This window comes from Erwinia sp. PsM31, from assembly GCF_030433775.1.
Lineage (GTDB): Bacteria > Pseudomonadota > Gammaproteobacteria > Enterobacterales > Enterobacteriaceae > Erwinia > Erwinia aeris.
On record NZ_JARUWZ010000001.1, the window covers coordinates 1 to 19,506 of the forward strand.

Annotated in this window: 16 protein-coding genes; 1 reads left to right on the top strand and 15 read right to left on the bottom strand. The window is 58.6% G+C overall.

Going from position 1 to position 19,506, the window contains the following annotated elements; genetic code table 11:
* Nucleotides 1–322 precede the first annotated feature (322 nt).
* The 13 genes from QCD69_RS00005 to QCD69_RS00065 form a co-directional block, all read right to left on the bottom strand.
* The gene (locus tag QCD69_RS00005; protein WP_301250579.1) at nt 323–2,815 is read right to left on the bottom strand and encodes a type VI secretion system Vgr family protein; all 2,493 of its coding nucleotides are present in this window, start codon (nt 2,813–2,815) and stop codon (nt 323–325) included.
* Nucleotides 2,816–2,897: 82 nt separating this feature from the next.
* Nucleotides 2,898–3,338, bottom strand: a complete 441-nt coding sequence (gene yiaA / locus QCD69_RS00010) for an inner membrane protein YiaA (RefSeq protein WP_253458524.1) — start codon at nt 3,336–3,338, stop codon at nt 2,898–2,900.
* A gap of 75 nt (nt 3,339–3,413) precedes the next feature.
* Nucleotides 3,414–6,071: a type VI secretion system ATPase TssH gene (gene tssH, locus QCD69_RS00015; RefSeq protein WP_301250580.1), complete on the bottom strand. Its 2,658-nt coding sequence runs from the start codon at nt 6,069–6,071 to the stop codon at nt 3,414–3,416.
* A 176-nt stretch (nt 6,072–6,247) separates the two neighbouring features.
* Nucleotides 6,248–6,739 carry an Hcp family type VI secretion system effector gene (locus QCD69_RS00020; protein ID WP_253458518.1) on the bottom strand — a complete coding sequence of 164 codons (492 nt, stop codon included), beginning with the start codon at nt 6,737–6,739 and terminating at the stop codon, nt 6,248–6,250.
* A gap of 118 nt (nt 6,740–6,857) precedes the next feature.
* Entirely contained in the window at nt 6,858–8,540 is a 1,683-nt protein-coding gene (locus QCD69_RS00025) for an OmpA family protein (protein WP_301250581.1), read from the bottom strand.
* A complete protein-coding gene (gene tssL, locus QCD69_RS00030; protein WP_301250582.1) occupies nt 8,537–9,211 on the bottom strand; it encodes a type VI secretion system protein TssL, short form in 675 nt (224 codons plus the stop codon). The genes QCD69_RS00025 and tssL overlap by 4 nt, the downstream gene beginning before the upstream one ends.
* Complete coding sequence (tssK, locus tag QCD69_RS00035; RefSeq protein ID WP_301250583.1) at nt 9,208–10,542, bottom strand: type VI secretion system baseplate subunit TssK; 1,335 nt, start codon at nt 10,540–10,542, stop codon at nt 9,208–9,210. Before tssK ends, tssL begins: the two co-directional genes overlap by 4 nt.
* A gap of 12 nt (nt 10,543–10,554) precedes the next feature.
* Nucleotides 10,555–12,102 carry a type VI secretion system contractile sheath large subunit gene (gene tssC / locus QCD69_RS00040; protein ID WP_301250584.1) on the bottom strand — a complete coding sequence of 516 codons (1,548 nt, stop codon included), beginning with the start codon at nt 12,100–12,102 and terminating at the stop codon, nt 10,555–10,557.
* A gap of 147 nt (nt 12,103–12,249) precedes the next feature.
* Nucleotides 12,250–12,747 (bottom strand): type VI secretion system contractile sheath small subunit, encoded by a 498-nt coding sequence (gene tssB / locus QCD69_RS00045; RefSeq protein WP_253458501.1) that lies wholly within the window; start codon nt 12,745–12,747, stop codon nt 12,250–12,252.
* A gap of 577 nt (nt 12,748–13,324) precedes the next feature.
* A complete protein-coding gene (locus QCD69_RS00050) occupies nt 13,325–14,128 on the bottom strand; it encodes a carboxymuconolactone decarboxylase family protein (protein ID WP_301250585.1) in 804 nt (267 codons plus the stop codon).
* A 40-nt stretch (nt 14,129–14,168) separates the two neighbouring features.
* Nucleotides 14,169–14,912 (bottom strand): putative quinol monooxygenase, encoded by a 744-nt coding sequence (locus tag QCD69_RS00055; protein ID WP_301250586.1) that lies wholly within the window; start codon nt 14,910–14,912, stop codon nt 14,169–14,171.
* A gap of 51 nt (nt 14,913–14,963) precedes the next feature.
* Nucleotides 14,964–15,977 carry an aldo/keto reductase gene (locus QCD69_RS00060; RefSeq protein ID WP_301250587.1) on the bottom strand — a complete coding sequence of 338 codons (1,014 nt, stop codon included), beginning with the start codon at nt 15,975–15,977 and terminating at the stop codon, nt 14,964–14,966.
* A 26-nt stretch (nt 15,978–16,003) separates the two neighbouring features.
* Nucleotides 16,004–16,567: an NAD(P)H-dependent oxidoreductase gene (locus QCD69_RS00065; RefSeq protein WP_301250588.1), complete on the bottom strand. Its 564-nt coding sequence runs from the start codon at nt 16,565–16,567 to the stop codon at nt 16,004–16,006.
* Between the two features lie 163 nt (nt 16,568–16,730).
* Between QCD69_RS00065 and QCD69_RS00070 the strand changes: the two genes are divergently transcribed.
* Entirely contained in the window at nt 16,731–17,636 is a 906-nt protein-coding gene (locus tag QCD69_RS00070) for a LysR family transcriptional regulator (protein WP_253458482.1), read from the top strand.
* Between the two features lie 128 nt (nt 17,637–17,764).
* Here QCD69_RS00070 and QCD69_RS00075 read toward each other — a convergent pair whose 3' ends face one another.
* Together QCD69_RS00075 and QCD69_RS00080 are read right to left on the bottom strand one after the other, a co-directional pair.
* Nucleotides 17,765–18,703, bottom strand: coding sequence for an alpha/beta hydrolase (locus QCD69_RS00075; protein ID WP_301250589.1), 939 nt, complete (start codon nt 18,701–18,703; stop codon nt 17,765–17,767).
* 458 nt (nt 18,704–19,161) lie between these two features.
* Entirely contained in the window at nt 19,162–19,479 is a 318-nt protein-coding gene (locus QCD69_RS00080; protein WP_301250590.1) for a hypothetical protein, read from the bottom strand.
* Nucleotides 19,480–19,506 lie beyond the last annotated feature (27 nt).

The following is a 19,506-nucleotide window of genomic DNA, read 5'->3' on the forward strand; positions in this document are numbered from 1 at the left end:
CGACTACCACTAACAGCAAAACGGCGACCAGGGCCAGTTTCAGGCCGGTACTGACAGTATTCTGATTCTTGTCACTCATAATAACACTCCATCAATTATGGTGTTATTCACTCTTATCCGCGTTATCTTTTTAATGATTAATAAATTTATTCCCTCATGAGCTTAATATTTTTGGAAAAGGATTTTACACCCTTATAGTTACCATCACCACTTAACTTACCTCATAATAAAAGGAGTACTCATTTTATTTAAGATGACTCGATTCACATCAACTAAAAAAAATAAGCAGGAAATAAAATTCCTGCCATTTCATTCATATCAATCATGATCTTTTTGGCAATACAGATAAGATCATATCTTCAACTACCTCGGACTGGGACAATTCTGTCTCACCAGTGGCAGAAGTTACGCCTTCAATTATTTTTCCGTCCGGCATGGTAATTCGGTAAGGCAGATTTCCAACGGGATGGCCGGTCAGGCCGTGGGTGACAACAAATTTTTCGTCGAAACTCTCCGGCTCAAAAGACTTCATCACCCCCCGCAGGCTCCCGGCGCCCGCCTTCTTTATCCCCGCGTTCTTTATCAGCAGCCTGCCCGGCCCGCCGATTTCAACGTTCCCTCCCTTCAGCCTGATGTACCCCCCGCCGCACACCAGCGTCAGCTCGTCCTGCGCCGTCACCACCAGCTTTTTACCGCTCGACAGGTGCGTGTCCCCCGTTGACCAGCTCGTCAGGCTGCCCCCCTGCGCCTGCACGTCAATATCCCCGCCCGATGCGAACAGCTTTGCTCCTTCCCGGCCGAACAGGCTCACCTGCCCGCCCGCCGACAGCGTAAAATCCCGCCGCGCCCCCACGTCCAGCTGCCTTCCCGCCGTCAGCGTCAGGCTCTCCTGCGCCGACAGCTGCATGTCCTCCCCGCTCGCCACCGCCACGCCCGCCGGCGCGCTGCACAGCAGCACCTCCCGCCGCAGCCCTTCCAGCCTCTCCTCCAGCAGCGCCTGCTGCCGCCCCACGTCCGCCGCCAGCGCACGCGCCTGCCGCGCGCTCGCCGCCAGGGAGCGCATTTCCGCCAGCGCCGCCGACAGCCGCGACAGCGCCGACGCCATCTCCAGCTGTTCGCCCTGCGCCTTCACCTGGGCGTCCGCCGTGATAAACAGTCCCTTGCCCGCCCGTATCGCGCCCCAACCGTCGCTGCGCAGCTCGAATCCCTCTCCCCGCTTCTGCTTTTCGCCGTCCACCAGATGGCCGAGGTTCAGCTGGCTCTTGCCGCCGTATTCCGTGCTGAGCTTGACGTGCTCCTGCCCCCGCGTGTCGTCCATCCGCAGCTTGTTGTTCGCCGGCGTGCGCAACACGTTGCGCCTGAAGTTGCGGATGGTGACGTGGTCCCCGTGCGCCGAGTCGTGCAGCGCGCCCGCAATGTACGGCCGGTCCGGGTGGCCGTGCTCAAAGGCTATCGCCACCTCCGTGCCCGCCAGCAGCGGCAGGTGCAGCCCGTAGGTGTCGCCCGCGTAGGAGCGTGCCTGGCGCACCCACAGGCTCTCGAAGCCGGTTTCCCACGTCGCCCGGTCAAACATCATGCTGACGCGGTAGCGTCCGTCGCGGTCGATGTGGCCGTAGGTATCGTTCACCGTGGTGCTGGTGATCCGCGCCGGAAGCGTGCCGGCCATCACCGGCGGCGGAAGCGGGATCGGCCGGAAGCCGTAGCGGTCGTTCAGCGGGATGCCGTCCAGTTCGGTTTCAAAACTGCGGTCGCGCCGCGCGGTGCTGACCACGGCGGTAACCAGCATCCCGCTGCGAAACGCTCCGCCGACCTCCTGGCCGCCGGTCACGCTCAGCTCGCTGCCGGGCGCCAGCGTCGGACAGGAGGTCACCGCCGACAGCCGCGTCTGCTCGTTCAGGCAGCGCTCGTGGCGCAGGCGGGCGTAGAAGGTTCCGCTTTCCGGCGCCGCTTCTGGCCCCTCGCCCGGCGTCAGGTAGTTACCTCCCCAGCCGTAAGATTCGCCGCAGGTGGTGTCGTCGCCGCCGGTGACGTCGGCATGGACGTTCATGTCCTGCATGGCGTTGCGGTAGTTGTAATCGCGAACGCTGACGCTTTTCTCCACCACCACAGAGCGGCTGGCAAGGTTCCATACCGAGTCGCTGCCCGCATCGTGCATCCCGGACGGCGGCACGGCCGGCAGCGTCAGCCCCTTCACGTGGCCCTGTCGGCCGTCGTAGAACTCCACCACGTCAATATGCAGGCGCGCGTCCGGGGTGAAGCGGAACCAGATGCCGACCTCGCCCAGCAGGCGGGTGATAAACGCCAGGTCGTCCTCGCCGTACTGCATCACCTGCTCGCGGCGCGGGTAGTCGTGCGCCAGCGTAAAAACGAAGTCCTGGCCGCGCATCCCGTGCCGCTCGCGCAGGATTTTCTCCACAATCTGCGGCACCGACATGTCCTGATAGATGGCGTTGTGGCGGCTGCGCGACAGCAGGGCGAGGCGCGGCCGCAGCGTCACGGCGTAGAGGGTCTGGTCGGCGGAAGTGCCGAGGCGCTCAAAGCCCGTCACCACGCCCTGCACCACGCGCACCGGCCGCTGTACGCGGATCCCCATCCCCTGGCTGACCGGCGCCCGCAGGGTCAGCGAGGCCGGCTTCAGCAGCATCGCCTCGCGGGTGAGGCCGGGGTCGGCGCTGGTGAACTCAACGCGCCAGCTGAACGGCTCGCTCAGGCGCTCCTCGCCCCGGAAGGCCAGCACGTCTGGCTGCGCCGGGCAGTCGCGCACCGCCAGCAGGTGGTGGCTGTGGCTGAAAAAAGAAACCGGATTTATGCTCATATGATGTCCTTATCAGGCCGCTGCCGCGTGCGGCAGCGTGGCTATTTCCCTGTGGATAAAGCGGGAGAAGTCCAGTCAGGGCTTAATCTTGCGCAGGCTGATCCTGTAACTCATTCGGCGCGGACTGAACGTTGCATAAGCTGTCGCGCGTGTTCTTCTGCACCGCAACGGCACCAAACAGCGCCATAAAGAACGTCACCCCGTAAAAGCCCTTTTCGTTGGGCATCAACGTGGCGTTCCACAAGCCCGTGACCAGTAAAATCACGGCGATCGTAAAGGAGAGCAGGCAGATGAAGTAGTAAAGCTGCGTGGTCGGTATGTCTTCAAAGCGGTCGCGCACGGTCTTCTGCAACGAAACGGCGGAAAACAGCCCGAGGATCAGTACGGCAAAGTAGTAACCTTTTTCATTCAGCTGCATGTCGGCACGCCACAGGCCGAACAGGTAGACCAGCACGCCGCCGAGCATGGCGATCCAGGAGATTGCGATAAAAGCGGGTGAAACCGGGATATTTTGCGTTTTCATTTTTATTACCTTGTCTGTTGGTGGGATAAATGCTGACTGTGAGGGGCACAAAGGTATCCCCCTCGGGTTAAGGGGTTACAGCGCGTCCGCCTGCGGGCCGTCAAACTCCAGCACGATGCCCTCTTCCTCATCCCAGTAAAGCCGGAGGTGCTGCGGTTTCTGCTTCGCCGCCATCTGCTGTAGCAGCTGCTGGCTCAGCACCGGCAGGATCTGCTGGTTAAGCAGGCTGTCGATATTGCGCGCGCCGGTATCCGGCAGCAGGCAGGCGGCGGTCAGCGCCGCTGGCAGGCTGTCGCCCAGGGTGGTTTTCAGGCCGTAGTGGCGCGCCAGGCGCAGGCTGACCTGGTTCAGCTTCATGTCCACGATAGTGCGCATCGCGGTTTCATTCAGCGGGCGGTAAATCACCGTCTGAAAGCGCGCCAGCAGCGCGGGCTGAAAGTGGTCGCGCAGCATTGGGCGCAGCAGCGTCTGCAACTCGCCTTCCGTGGCGTCCGGGTTCTCTTCCAGCCGCTGCATGATGGCGTCGCTGCCGAGGTTGGAGGTCATCAGGATCACGGTATTGCGAAAATCGATCTCGCGCCCCTCGCCGTCGCGCATAAAGCCGCGATCGAAGACCTGGTAGAACAGGTTGAGCACGTCGCGATGCGCTTTTTCCACCTCGTCGAGCAGCACCACGCTGTACGGGCGCTTGCGCACCGCCTCGGTGAGGATGCCGCCCTGGCCGTAGCCGACGTAGCCCGGCGGCGAGCCTTTCAGCTGCGAGACGGTATGCGGCTCCTGATATTCCGACAGGTTAAGCGTAATCAGCGACTTCTCGCCGCCGTACAGCACGTCGGCCAGCGCCAGCGCGCTCTCGGTTTTGCCGGTGCCGCTCGGCCCGACCAGCAGAAACACGCCCTGCGGACCGTTCTCAGCGGTCAGCCCGGTTTTCGCCGCGCGCAGGCGTTGTGCGATGGCATTGAGCGACGCATCCTGGCCGACCACGCGCCTGCCGATTTCCGCTTCCAGAGTCAGCAGCTCCGCCTGCTCATCCTTCATCAGGGAGGAGAGCGGCACGCCGGTCCAGTCGGCAACCACGCCAGCCACCGTACGGGCGTCAACGTCAAGCGCCAGCAGCGGGTTATCCTGCCGGACGGCCAGCAGCTGCTGCTGAAGCTCGCCCGTTTCGGCCTGGCGGCTGATGTCGGTACGGCACGCCAGCAGCCGTTGCGTTAACGATCTTTCGCGATCGTACTGTGCCTCCAGGATCGCCAGCTCATCCCGACGCGCGGCAATCCCGCTTTCAATTTCGGTCAGCCGTCCGTTACGGATGGTCTCGCCGAGAGCGAGATCCTCCTGGAGCCCCTGCTTTTCCATTTCCAGCGCGGTGATCTGCGCGTTAAGAGCGGTGATCGCCTCCGGCACGGTATCCAGGCTCATACGCACGCGCGCGGCGGCAGTGTCCAGCAGATCCACCGCTTTGTCAGGCAGCTGACGTCCCGTCAGATAGCGGCGCGACAGGGTGACCGCCGCTTTTACCGCGTCGTCGGAGATATGGACGCCGTGGTGCTGCGCGTAGCGCGATTTCAGGCCGCGCAGCATCAGGCTGGCGGTCTCGTCGTCCGGCTCGTCAACTAACACCCGCTGAAAGCGGCGCTCCAGCGCGGCGTCCCTCTCAAAGTACTGCTTGTACTCGCTCCAGGTGGTGGCGGCGATAGTGCGCAGCTCGCCTCGCGCCAGCGCCGGCTTCAGCAGATTGGCGGCATCGGCTCCGCCCGCCTGGTTGCCCGCGCCGATAATGGTGTGCGCCTCGTCGATAAACAGCAGCACCGGCGTCGCCGACTGCTGTACCGCTTCGATAACGTTTTTCAGACGCTGCTCGAATTCGCCCTTTACGCCCGCGCCAGCCTGCAACAGCCCCAGGTCAAGGGTACGCAGCGAGACGGTTTTCAGGCTGCCCGGCACGTTGCCTTCCGCAATGCGCAGCGCCAGCCCTTCCACCAGCGCGGTTTTGCCGACGCCCGGCTCGCCGACCAGGATCGGGTTGTTCTTGCGGCGGCGCGACAGGATATCGACCATCTGGCGGATTTCGGTATCGCGACCAAATACCGGATCGATCAGCCCGGCCTGCGCTTTGGCGGTGATGTCGAGCGTGAACTTGTCGAGTGCCGCCTGTAAGGCTTCACTCAGCGTACCGCCGGATACGCTGCCGTTCGCCTGCTCCTCCGCCTCGCCCAGCGTCGTGGATAAGACGTTAAGGCTCTCCTGCTGCTGCACTTCCGGGCGCTCGTCGGACTGCGCGTCCAGCAGCGGACGCAGGCGATCCAGCTGGCTGCGGCTCAGGCTCAGCAGCGGCCACAGCCCTTCGCAGCCAACCAGCGACGGCTTATCGGTCAGCGCCGCCAGCAGGTGGTGGCTGCGAATATGGGCGGCATCGTCTTCCAGCGAGGCGATCAGCCACGCCTGCTTAATCAGCGCCAGCAGCGAGTCGGCAAGCCCAGGGCGGGTGCGCACCGAACGCGGTACGTTATCCAGCCAGCTCAGCAGAGCCTGCCAGATACCATCCATGTCCCATTCATAGCGACGCGCCAGCACGGTGATATCGCCTTCGCCCTGCTCCAGCAGCTTCAGCAGCCAGTGCTCAATGCGGATTTCGCTGTGGGCGCGGGTCTGGCACAGCGACGCGGCGGCCTCCAGCGCGCGGGCGCAGAACGGATTTAAACGACGCAGCAGAACGGCCGACTGGTTTTCCATATGTTCTTCTCTCTTCCGTAATTAATCAGGTTCAGACACGCTACCGCCCGTCGCTATTCCCTGCTGTGAGGAACCCGAAGCGCATCAGGTCAGAAGGTGGGATTATTTGCTGAGCCGCCGCTCAGCAGTGGCTCAGCAAATAAAACAGCGGGCGGCGAACCGCCCGCTGGGGCTTATCAGGCAGTAGTCCGTTCGTTCCAGGAGTCGGAATGAATGATGTTGCCGTCTTTATAGGTCCAGGTGATTTTTTCGTAGCGCAGTTCGATACGCTCCAGGTGGTTATGCTTCTCCTTCGAGGCGTCCTTGACGTCGTGCATCAGCGGAGCCACTTTCACCAGCTTGACGTTCTCCAGTTTGGTATTGAAATACTCCACTTCCTGACCCGCATCGTTGATGCGATACCACTTGAACTCCGCGGATTTCAGGGTCTGGCCGGTGGTCACCGCTTTATAGAGGTACGGGCTGGAGGAATCGATTTCCTTGGCGAACATAAACGGCGTATGCACGCGGGTGCCGGTCAGCTTGCCGGTGTTGTTGTCGGTCGGGATGTACAGGTTATGTTCCTGCGCCAACACTTCGATGCTGCCTTCACGATCTTTCACATCCACGGAGCCTTTGATGTCCGCGCCGCCGTCGTCTTTCAGCCACAGATAGACTGGAATTGCCATGTGTTACTTCTCCTTTTTATCCCGTCCTAATTTGTGCCGCCTTCTGGCTGGCCGCCGCCGTTTTCCCCGACCACAGCATGGGAAAATGCGCTCAGCGGACGCCGCGAGACAGCCCGAACTATTCAGGGTTTGCTGTTATGTCATCATCCTGTGATGACGTTTGGGGATGGTCTGCCGCCAGGCAGGCGTTTGCCTGCGGCACCAGACTAATTTCAACCCGGCGATTTAACGCGCGCCCTGCGGGGGTAGCGTTGGTGGCGATGGGGCGACTGGCCCCAAAGCCCTGCACGGCAAAACAGGTCGGCGAAACGTCGCTGGTTTGCAGCATCCAGTCACGCAGCGCTTCTGCCCGCTTCAGCGACAGCTGCTGGTTGGCCTGCGCCTCGCCGGTACTGTCGGTGTGCCCGGCCACCACAATCAGCCAGCCCGGTCGCGCTTTGATATCCACCAGCGCGTTAACCAACAGCTTCAGCGAGCCGGGTTTAAGCACCGCTTTGCCGGTATCGAACAGCGAAAGGCTGTCGAGGCGGACGGTTTCCGGCACTTTCTCCGCGACGGGCGCCGGTGTTGGCGGCGGCGGAACCCAGGTGCGGATAGCTTCCAGCAGCGGCCGTTGCAGTCGTCCGCCCTGATATAACCCCAGCCCGAGGCGCAGCGGCACGCCGTTGCGGGCATAGTTATCCAGCCCGGCGGCATCCTGACGCAGCACCTCGACCGCCGCCGCTTTCGGCGCGTAGTCGTCCATGGCGATACGCTGGTAATCATTGATATCGAACGCGATGCGCTGTACCAGCTGGCGATTGTTCCAGGCGCTGCTGCACAGCGCGACAATCGCCGCGATAACGAACAGTCCCAGGCCGTAGCGGCAGGCGCGCTGGGGTGGCGTCAGGCCGCCGCCCTCCGGCAACAGCGGCAGAACGCATTCCGGCAGCGGTGAAGATAACGAGGAAGATCCTGCCGGAAGCCACCCGTTGACGCGGTTCAGCGCGCTATGCTGCTGCATCCAGCGGATCCAGAGGGAAGAAGGTGACGCGCCGCCGTCAATCGCCGCGCTCAGCCCCCGGACGACGCAGACTGGCCGCGCGCCGTCGGCGAATACCGCCTCAACGTGTCGCTGAAGCCATGTCGTCAGGCTGTTGAACAGCACCTGCTGCTGCCAGGCCGCGTATCCGCCCGCCGCCAGCCAGCTGCTCAGCGTGCAAGGAGCCATGCTGTCGCGCCAGACGCGTACCGACTCGTCGGGCATCGCCGCCTGCCAGACAGGCTCGCTGACCATCGCGCTACCTACCTGACCGCACAGCACCAGCGGCACGGAATAGCCGGTTTCGCGCCGTAGCTGCTCAAGCTGCCAGCGCAGCGTCAGCAGCTGGCTGGTCAGGGCTTCATAGTCCTGATGCTGTTGAGGAGAAATACCGATCGTCACCGAAAGCTGGCGGCCCCACTCCGGCCGCAGGGACAATAGCTGACGGCCTACCGCGTCCAGCGCCTGATGCCTGGCCACCCGCACCCAGCAGCCGTGCGCTACGGTCAACACCGAGGCGTCATCCGGCCACGCCTGCGCGCTGTCGCCACAGACCAGCACCACCGGCTGCCGGTAAGCGGTATCAGGAAGATCGTCGGCACATAATGCGTCTTCCTGCGCCGGACGAGGCCGGCCGGCCAGCACCACGATAATCAGCGCCCACCAGCACAACATCAGCACCACGGCAACAGACCGCGAAACCGGCAGAAAAAGCAGACACAGCCCGGCAGCAAGCAGCGCGGCCCAGAACGCCAGCGTGCGTTGCAGTCCGGGACTCACGGCACGACTCCCGGCAGCAGCGACGCCACCAGGCTGCTCAGCCAGCGATCCAGCCCCCACCAGACGGCGGCCAGTAGCAGGATCGAGAAGCCAATACGCAGCGGCCAGCTGGCCAGCCAGCCGCCGAGCCCCCGACCGGGTTTACTTTCTGCCAGTACGCTCTGCGTCTGCGGCCCGCTGAATGGTGCAACCTGATCGTTCAGCGCCTGCACCAGCTTTTCCCGTTCCGGGTCGTTCAGCAAACGATAGCCGCCAAGGAAACCCAGCAGCATCACGCGCTGGAAGCAGGTCAGAACGGCAGGATTTGGCGCAGGCTCGTGCAGGACTTCTCTCATGCGGTTACAGAGCCTGTCGCCAGCGTCCAGCGTGCCGAGGAAATGCCCCTGAAGCGGCATGTGATACCACTGCACGCAGGCGTCATCCTGCACGCCGCGCCCCTTAACGACCTCGTCAATCAGGGCGCATTGCGCATACAAAATATGCTCGCGGCTTTGTTCGTCGTAGCCGGCTTCACTAAGCGCCAGCTGCACCTGTTCCGCTTCTGCCACGCAGCGCTCCCACAGTACGCGCCCTTCCCCCTCCTCAAATACCGGGCCATGGCGCAGACTGATGACCTGTAGCCAGGTGTTTTGCAGCAGCGCGTCGATATCACACTCTTCTTTCTGGCTCATGTTCTCAGCACCGCAAACAGTTCAAGTTCAGGTTCGCCCAACATGCCCGGCACGTAGAACATGCAGTTCCCGCTTGCCAGCATCTCTGCGGCGGCCGGATGCGACAGATCGAGCGCGAAATATTGGTTTTCCAGGCGCAGCGGAATGGCCGCAGGCACGTGATGCAGCGGCTTCAGCGGAATGCCCTGCTGCGAGGCGTTTACCAGCCCGGTAACGTAATCCGGGCTGCCGACTTTGCACTGGCGCGGGAACTGCTCCTGCAGCTGTGCCGCAGGCAAAGGCGAACGGACGGAAAGATAGAAATCCGCCTCCTCGCGCAGTCGCGGATCGTGCAGGCGCGCCAGCCACTGACGCAGCCGCTTATCCTGCTCCAGAGCGACAGGCACCACCCGTGACGGCAGGCTGGCCTCCAGCAAATCGCCCAACAGCGCGAACAGCGGCGGGAAAACGTCGTTCAGCCGGGCATGCTGATAAGCCGGGATGGCGCTGACCTGATGCGCCAGCGAAAAGGTCAGCAGGCTGCCTGCCAGACGCGCCAGCTCAGGATAAAGCCGCTCCGGGGCGCTTTGCGGAAAGCGCAGAAACTGGCTCAGCACCGGTTCGGCGCTGTTCAGCGCGTTGAGCAGCCAGAACAGCGAGACATCGGCAACGGCAAAATCCGCCATGCGCTCGTTGCTTTCGCGGCGCATGGCCATCAGCCGGTTAAGGCGGGTGCGCAGCTGGGTCATCAGCAGGTCAAGCTGCGACAGCAGCCACGGGCTGCTCTGCACCGTAAGTATCGCGGGCAGAAAAGTCTCGTCCTGCGTCCAGCCGCTCTGGCTGTCCTGCTTCAGACGCGCTACCGGACAGACCAGATAATCACTGTTGTCCTGATGGGCAAAACGCAGCGTCAGCTCGGGCTTGATCACCGCAATCTGGCGCGTATCGTCGCCAAACTGGTTACGAATGTCGCGCCAGCGCTGACGATAGCGCACCGGACGTTCGGCAACCTCATCGGGACGCAGGCAGTTGCCGCCGTTCGCCCTGAGCAAGGGCAGCGCAAGCACGACCACGACCTCCTGACCTTCCGGCACGATCGCCGGCGGCAGATCGTCGCCGTTGTCGGTATCGATAAGCGTGCCGTCCTGGAAGCGCACGTGAAGATGACGCGCCTGTAGCCGCCCCAGCTTCAGGATCTCGGGTTCAAATTCGGCGCGGATTACGCCCCAGGGATGATTCAGTCCCCTCTGTGCGATACATTCCGCTGACCAGGCCGCATACGCGGCCTGCTGCTGGAAATGCTGTGGCGAGACCATGACGCCCCGATCCCACAGCGGCTGTTGCGTTTTCATCCCGTCTCCGCCTTACGCTTTCGCTTTTGGCATCTGGGAAACCAGAGACAGGTTGACGTCCATGCCTTCCACCTGGAAATGTGGCACCGCGAACAGCCTGACGCGGAAGAAACCCGGATTGTCTTCGATATCTTCAACCATCACTTTGGCATCGCGCAGCGGATGGGAAGCCTGCAACTCGTCGCCCGGATCGGTCATTTCCGTCACCAGGCCGCGAACCCAGGTATTCAGCTCCAGCTCCAGCAGGCGACGATCTTTAGTGGTGCCGATGTTTTCGCGCTGGATCAGCTTCAGGTAGTGCGCAATGCGCGACAGCAGGAAGATATACGGCAGGCGCGCGTTGATCCGGCTGTTGGCCGTGGCGTCGGCGGTGTCGTACAGCGTCGGTTTTTGCGTTGAGTTGGCGGAGAAGAAGCATGAATAGTCGCGGTTTTTATAGTACGACAGCGGGATAAAACCAAGGTTGGCAAACTCAAACTCACGGGTCTCCGGGATCATCACCTCAGACGGGATTTTCACCTGATTGCCAGTGCCGAGATCGTACAGGTGGATCGGCAGATCGGTCACCGCGCCGCCCGCCTGCGGCCCGCGGATTTGTACGCACCAGCCGTTGTTGATAAAGCTTTTTACCATGTTGGCGGCAAAAGCGAATGAGGCGTTGGTCCACAGATATTTGTGGTGATCCGGGCCTTTCACTTCTTCGACATAATTAAAGCTGCGTACCGGCACGGTATCCGGGCCGTACGGCAGACGCCCGAGCACGCGCGGCATGGTCAGGCCGATGTAGCGCGAGTCATCGCTTTCGCGGAACGACTTCCACTTGATGTATTCCGCGCGGTCGAAGTAGTTACCGATATCTTTAATCGCCGCCACCTCTTCCATGCTGTCCTTCAGGAAAAACTGCGGGCCGACCGAACCGATAAACGGCATATGCGCGGAAGCGGCTACTTTAGATATGTTGCGCAGCAGCGTCACGTCCTGTGCCGAGGCGTCAAACTCCCAGGAGGAGATCAGCGCGCCAATCGGTTCGCCGCCCGGCGTGTCGTATTCGGCAATATAGGTGTGCGCGTACAGGCCGCTCTGGATAATTTCCGGCGCGTCCTCGAAGTCCTGACGCAGATCCTCTTTCGACAGATCGAGCACTTCTATCTTCACGTTCTGACGGAAGTCGGTTTTATCCACCAGCGACTTCAGGCCGCGCCACAGGGATTCGACTTTCTGGAACTCGTCATGGTGCATCACCGCATCAAGCTGGCGGCTGATCTGCTCATCCAGCTGCGCGATATGGTGATCCAGCAGGGTTTTATCCAGTTTATCCACCTGCGAACCGGACTGGTTCAGACATTCAACCAGCACCTTCATGGCGGCGGTTACGCGTTCGTCGACGCTGGCATCGGACATCGCCTGGTTGTCCTGCCAGACGTTCAGGTCGCTGAGATGCGTTACCGGACTCAGATTGATTTTTTCAAACAGTGACGCGTAAACACCGCCCGTAGCAGGGCGATCGAGCACGGTAGCGGTACCGGCAGAGGAGGTTTCATTTTGTACAGACATCAGCATTCTCTTGTATTAGTCCATTAATATTTCCGTCACGCTTCCTGCTGCAAATGCGTCAGCTGCTCGCCTGGCGGCTTAACTAAGCCTGCCGGGAGCTGCCCGTCTGCCGCCGTGCTGCAACCTGAAGTGTTCGGGACCAGGCGTCAGCAATCAGGCTTTTTCCGTTGCCAGGGCGGACAGTTCGGTGCGCAGTTCGTCACTCAGGGCAGGGTTTTTCAGGATGGTTTCCAGCTCCTTGCGGAAGGTGACGTTATCCAGCAGGTTGGCCTTCAGGTCGCGCAGAAGATTGCGCATTGCCAGCATCGCCTTAAGCTGTGGGATTTGACGCGCCACCTGCTCCGGCTTGAAGTCCTTCATCTCGCGGAAAGTCAGCCGGACGTTTTCCTCACTGCCGTCGTTGGCCAGCGTGTTTTCCACGGAAATATTGAGAGCCGGGGAGAACGCCGCCAGAACGCTGTCGAAGTTGTTTTTATTCACGTTGACTTTTTCACGCTCGGACAGCGCGCGCTGCTCCTGACCGTGGCTGAAGTCGCCGGTGACCAGCAGCTTCAGAGGCAGCTCCATTTTCTTTTGGGCGTTGCCGGTATGCAGATCCAACGTGATGTTAACGCGGGCTTTGGGGATTTCATTCTGATAAGAGTTGCTCATATTTATTCCTGTAAAAAATAAGCATGGAAAGCAGGCAGAGCGCACACTTTCCTTGTGTACGGGCGTGACTATAGCAGCCTGCCCGCCACAGGCAATATGCTGACTGATAATTTGTGATCTGATTTATAAGGGATTTTATTAAAATTTGCGTTAAGTGACTGAATAGGGTAACTAAAAAAGAATCGGATTCATCTTAAAAATTATTCTTTTTTTGATCTCGATCTAATTCAGAGTAACACCTTCTAATTAGTTAATTACTTAACATTATTTCCAATAATCACCATAACGGCAGTTATTAATCATGATGAATTTCATCAATGTGCTCTACATTAAGAACGCCCGGTTAGCGCGTGCTACCGCGTCAGAAGTTCATCGGGCAGTGCAGCCGTACAGAGGACAGTCAGGAACTGTCCTGAAGAAGAGCGCGTTCTTGTGAATAAGGAAGCGCGCATGGTCAGGCGGTCAGGCGGTCAGGCGGTCAGGCGGTCAGAATGGCAGAATGGCAGAATGGCAGAATGGCAGAATGAAGCATAAAGGGCCGGCGCAAAAACGCCGGGCATGTTGTGCTGATGGCTGTTTAGCCTTCTTTCGCCGCGCGAGCGCGCAGCACTTCGCCTACAACTGGCGCGGCGGAAAACGCATTTGGCCAGCCGGCGTAGAAGGCTGCCTGGGTTACAATCTCACCCGCCTCCTCAGCCGTTAAGCCATTGTCCATCGCGCGGTTAAGGTGATAACCAATCTGCGCGCTCTGCCCCGAGGCAATCAGCGCGCTGACGGTGACCAGGCTGCGATCCCTTGGCGCCAGCGCGGGTCGCTGCCACAGATCGAGAAAAAGAGGCTCGGCCGTAAACTTAACCAGACCGGGAGAAACAGGCCCCACGTTTTTTTCCACCGTTTCCGCCCGCTGTTTTTCCACCTCCTGATTAAGCGGCAACAGCGCCGGAGAGGCTTCGGCTAGCTGTTCGGCGCTGACGCCGCGCTCGTGAAACACACTTTTAGTCGCGGCAATCGCGGCCATGGCATTTGGCCAGCCGGAATAGAAAGCGAGATGCGTGATAATTTCTGATACTTCCGCTGGCGTAACGCCGCTATCCAGCGCCACGCCGACGTAATGGCCAAGCTCGGCAGGCTGATTTCTGGCGATAAGAATAGCCACCGTCACGATGCTACGATCCCGCAGCGACAGCGCGTCGCGTTTCCACAGATCGTCCGTTATAGCCTCACGCCCAAAGCGGGCCAGCGCGGGAGAAACCGACTCGATATCCGCGACCGACAGGGCGGATGGAGTAACCTTCAACATAAATTCACCTCTTTTCTCTTCAGCAAAAGTGACATCGGCAAGGACCAGCGATATCGCGGCGGCGGCAAGCACTTTTTTCATCGTTTAGCCTCAAGGATCCATTAAACGCAAGACAGCATTCTTAACGTGTTTTATCCGGCCTTATACCGCCCTTGTTTGTGAGCAGGACGGGCGTGACAGGGACAGATTCTTTCCTGGCGGACATTTGTGCCGTTTGCGCTATATACGCTCTGAAGTGCGGCGTTGCCCGGTGTTGCTGATACGCAGCGGCGCTGGCGTAGATTTCGTAGAAGTACCAGCGGCGGGTATTTTGCGCATCCGTCGCGGCATACATTGCCAGGACGCCCTCTTCAACTTTTAAAGATTCGGCCATTTCCGGCAGCACGATATTTTTAAACGCCTGCTGATGCTCGGGTTTCACATCGACAATCACCAGGTTATCGATCGTTTTTTCATCCTGAACGATGCGCTTATCGCCCAGGAACTGCGGAACAAGTTCTGTTTTTCTCTCCTTAGCGACCACCTCAGGCGCCTGCTGAATAAAAGCCTGATACGCTCTGGACGCTAAATGCTTTTTGTACGCTTCATCATCTGCATATACTTCTACTCTGTAGGTCAGATAAGGGTTGTCCTGATGCCTGAAAGCGTACAGCGCTAAGGTTCCCGGCTCGTTTTCTATAGCGGAACGGCTGGTCATTTTGATGATGTCACGGTAGCGATCGCTTTTTCCCGCTTTAACTTCCAGCTCGACAAGACTCATAGCCGGTTTATTCGCCGCTGTTGCGTCAGTGGCAAACGCCGGGCTGTCGATCGGCAGATACAGCGTTACCGCCAGGATTTGTGCCGCGAGGAGCCTTTTCATCATGATTTACCGTCTCCTTTCTTTGCTATCAGGGCAGGACAATGCTTAACGCGCTCATACCTTCTTTCGATCCTCTGTCTGAGGCGTTTTTTGCGCCATCATCCCCACCAGAGCGTGCGGCTGATAGCACGCCTCCAGAAAGTGAATATCTTCCTGACTGAGCTGCAACTTCACGGCTTTTACCGCGCCGTCGAGATGCTGCTTTTTGGTGGCGCCGACGACCGGCGCGGTGACTTTAGTTAACAGCCAGGCGAGTGAAATTTCGGTCATGGAAACCTGATACCGACGGGCAAGCTCCGCTACGCGTTCAATAATAATGCGGTCCTGCGCCGCCGTTTTATCGTATTTTCCTTTCGCATACGCATCTTCAGCGGCACGCCGCGTTGGCGGATTATCCAGCCGGGCAAGACGACCGCTGGCCAGCGCGCTGTAAGGGGTCATCGCAATATTATCTTCAGCGCATAAGCCGACTAATTCGCGCTCGTCCTCGCGCATAATCAGGTTGTAATGGCTCTGTACGGAAACAAAACCGGTCAGACCTTCCCGCTCGGCCAGCGCATTCGCTTTAGCCAGCTGCCACGCGAAGCAGTTAGAAATGCCGATAGCACGGATTTTGCCCGCCTGAACGGCCTGATGCAGCGTCTCAAGCACCTCAAGTATTGGCGTATGGTGATCCCAGGCGTGACAGATATAGAGATCGATATGTTCCATGCCCAGGTTTTGCAGGCTTTGGTTAAGCGATCGAGCAATAGCCTGTTTGCCGGTAACGCCGCTGGCTATTTGTTGTGGCGTGCGCGGCAGAAATTTGGTGGCGACCACCACCTCATCGCGCCTCGCCATATCCCGCAGCGCCCGGCCGAGATAGCGCTCGCTTGAGCCGTTTTGATAGGCTATCGCCGTATCGAAAAAAGTCACGCCCTGCTCCAGGCCGTAACGGATGAGCTCACGGCTTTCCGCTTCAGCCAGCGTCCAGCTGTGCTGGCCCGTCGCCGCATCGCCAAATCCCATGCAGCCCAGACAGAGACGGGAAACCGTTAAGTCGCTTTTCCCCAGTTGCGTATAGTCCATTACCTTTTCTCCTTTATTAACAGGATCTAAAGCGCCGGTTTCGACGCTAACGCTTTTAACTGCGCAATGAGCCGTGCGGCGTGATCCTTGGCCAACATTTTCTGCTGTGCGATGTTTTCATCCCGCTCCGCGTAACTTATGCCACAGGTGTACACGGGTGTTTGCATCTCCAGATTGCACAGCCTGGCCGTCGTTTCAAACTGAATAAGATAATCATCAAGGCTATGCCCGAATGCACCTTCAGCAGAATAAAGCGCCTGTGCTGCACCAGTGGTAAAGGAAAGGATAAGTTTTTTGCCGCCGAGTTTTGCCGTTGAACCCTGTGCGAACCCGTGAACAAAAACCTCGTCCAGCCAGACTTTCATGATCCCCGGCAGCGAATACCAGGAAAACGGAAACTGCCAGACGATCGCCTCGGCTTTTAACAACGCCTCCTGCTCGGCCCGCACGTCAATTTGATGGCCCGGATAACAGGCATCCAGACGACGGATTTCCGCATCTGGCAGCGCCTTAGCCACCTCGTTCAGGATGGTTGCGTTACCGATTGACTTCGTCAGATCCGGGTGTCCGGAAATAATAACTATATTCATTTTTAGCCGTTAATCTCCTTTCTCATTTTCCCTGATTTACCCGGCAGGAGGTTGCCGAAAGAAAGTATAGGCTCGCGATCCTGATAGAATTAGGACAGTATCGGCTTATGGATAATTAGCCTGTGGCTAATAATCAGCGGCGCAGCTGCATCAGGACGACGTAATGAATAACGTGATATACAACCAAATCCGTATTTTTCAGAGCATCGCTCGTGAAGGCTCTATTTCGGCCGCCGCCAGGAAACTGGAAATCACGCCGCCCTCGGTCAGCAAGGCGCTTAAGCTGCTTGAGCAGCATATCGGCCATCCTCTTTTCGTGCGCACCACCCGGCGTATTGAGTTAACGGACGCCGGACGTCAGCTGTTAGAGCAAACCTTATCCGCGGTGGAATCGCTGGAAAACTCGCTGGAAAATATCCGGGGTCAGCAGCAGGCGCCTTCCGGGCTGGTCAGGATCACGCTTTCCCGCTTCGCTTATCTGCTGATCCTCAAACCGGTGATGGCGGCATTTTGCCAGCGTTATCCGGGCATCCGGCTGGAAGTGTCCGTGTACGACGGCACCGTGCATCTTGTTGATGAGCGGGTCGATGTGGGGATCCGTTTTGGCGATATCCTTGAGGGCGGCGTGGTGGCGCGCCAGTTGATGAAGCCCTTTCGTGAAGGGCTGTACGCTTCGGCAGCCTACCTGAAGGCGTTCGGTACGCCGACAACGCCAGCCGATCTGCCGCAGCACCAGCTTATCGGCTACCGATTTATTACCGCTCACCGCCTCCTGCCGCTGATGCTGGAGCACAACGGCGAACAGCTGACCGTGGATATGCCGGGCCAGCTTATCAGCAACGACATCGACGTGATGGCTGACGGCATCCGCAGCGGGCTGGGTATCGGCAGGCTGTTCGAGCCGGTTTTGCAGCTGCAGCCGGATAAAGAGAGGTTTCTGCCGGTGATGGAAGCTTTCTGGAAGACCTATCCGCCGGTTTATCTCTATTACGCAAAAAGCGCGGGTAAAACGAAAAGAGTAAAGGCGCTGATTGATTTTCTGCTGGAGAACCGGCCTGGGTATAGCTGACAAAAACACCGGTCTTTAGCGGGGTAAAGTAACCGTAAAACCCGCGCTACGGCGCGGCAAGCACATGCTCGCTGGCGGAAGACGCCCGCGTGCATGGCTTATCCCTGCGCCGCGCACGCCTTTTATCTTTATTCAGCCTGTCGGCACGCGCCCCGCTCTTCGCCATGCTGCGCCAGATGGCGTAAGGCCTGCCGGAAACCGGCATCAAAGGTCTGACCGTGCGAAAGTTCAGGCCACGACCAGTAGGCGGCAGATAAACCGGCCTGGCGCAGCGATGCCAGCGTGGCGCGAACCCTGTCCTGCACTTCCGCCGCCGGCGCATGCGGATTGTTTCCCGGCTGGCCGTCGCCTTCACTGACATAGAGCGACTTCGCGCAGAAGCGCGACGCTTCGACCTTCGCCAACTTAGCCAGCACGCCGTCGTACTGCCGGTTCAGCGTTGGGCTGGTCGGATAGTAAAAATGAAAGAACGACGAGGAGAGCCAGGCGTTCAGCGTAAAGACCCCGCCTAAGGAATGGCCCCAGAGGCCACGCCCGGCGGAGTTTATCTTTAACCCTCTTTCGGCCTGCGGCGCAATTTTTTCCTCAAGCAGACGGCGAAAAATAGCGTCGCCGCCGCCCTTTCTTCCTCCGGGCCGGGCGCTTTTTTCGCCGTCCGGCGGCGTGTAATCATAGGTTCTGGCGGCCAGGTCAAAAGGCAGCGTCGTCTGATAACCGACGGCGACAATCACCGGTGGGTTTTGCGCCGACAGCGTTTGCAGCAGCCTTTCCGACAGCCTGTCCATTACGGCGTTGCCGTCGAGCAGATACATCACGGGAAAGCCGGCAGGCGGCGCTTTCTTATTGGGAATGCCCGTCCATATTTTGTAATGTCGCTGTCCATCGGCGGAATCAAGCGTGCTGACGCGAAAGTGATAAAAAGCCGATCCCTTATCCGCAATATTCGGGCCAGACGGCCGCATATCGGGCTGACACCAGGCGCCTGTCGTATAAAAACAGGTAAAAAAAAGCGCGCCCAGCCGGCAAGCCGCGCGCGCATTTCGGGTGAAAAATAACTTAATATTCATCTACATGCTCTCAATAAAAACCCGGACAGGCAGGCGATGAGGAAAAGTCGCGTCTGTCGGTTTCTCCTCAAAAATGCAGGCCCGGCTGCGTGATAGCCGACAAGCGGAAAACGTCACTATAATGAGAATGATTATTAATTACAAATAAGAGCCGTCCCGGCAAGCTATTTCTGGTGTCGGATCTCCGCGCGAAACGCGCATTAATTAACGGCGGGTTTAATACCCACACTTTTTGCAGCAAACGTAATACGAAAAATACCAGGCGTAATGGGGTTTAATTTTACCAAACCGGAAAAAATTAAATTTTTATATGAGAAGCCCTGGGACGATAAGGATTTGTGAAAAATGCGGCGGTCGACAATCTGCGTTCAGCGACCATACCCTGGTTATTTTTTTGGCATGGTTCATGCTTCGCAACAGAAGGGGCGCGAAAGACAAAGGTTATTGTGCAGCTGGATCTACGCCTTTAAGCGTAACAACTCTGGCGAACCTGATGGGTAAGCATCAGGTTCGCACGGTGAACTGGATTCCCTGGCGTTGGCAAGAATACTGGAGATATTTTTATTATGTGCTGCTTTGTACAGATAACTTAATCTTACACCCTTAATGAAGTCAACAAAAAAAGAGACAAAACTTCCACTAAAATGAATACCAAACCAGCCATAAAAGTATAAATGATTGATTTTATTTAAATTAACACTTAATGCAACAGCAAAAAAGCAGACAAAACCAGGTCTGACCTGTCTACTCCCTGCTTCACATTTATTGAATAACATTAAATTTGCTTATAAAATGCGGCAGAT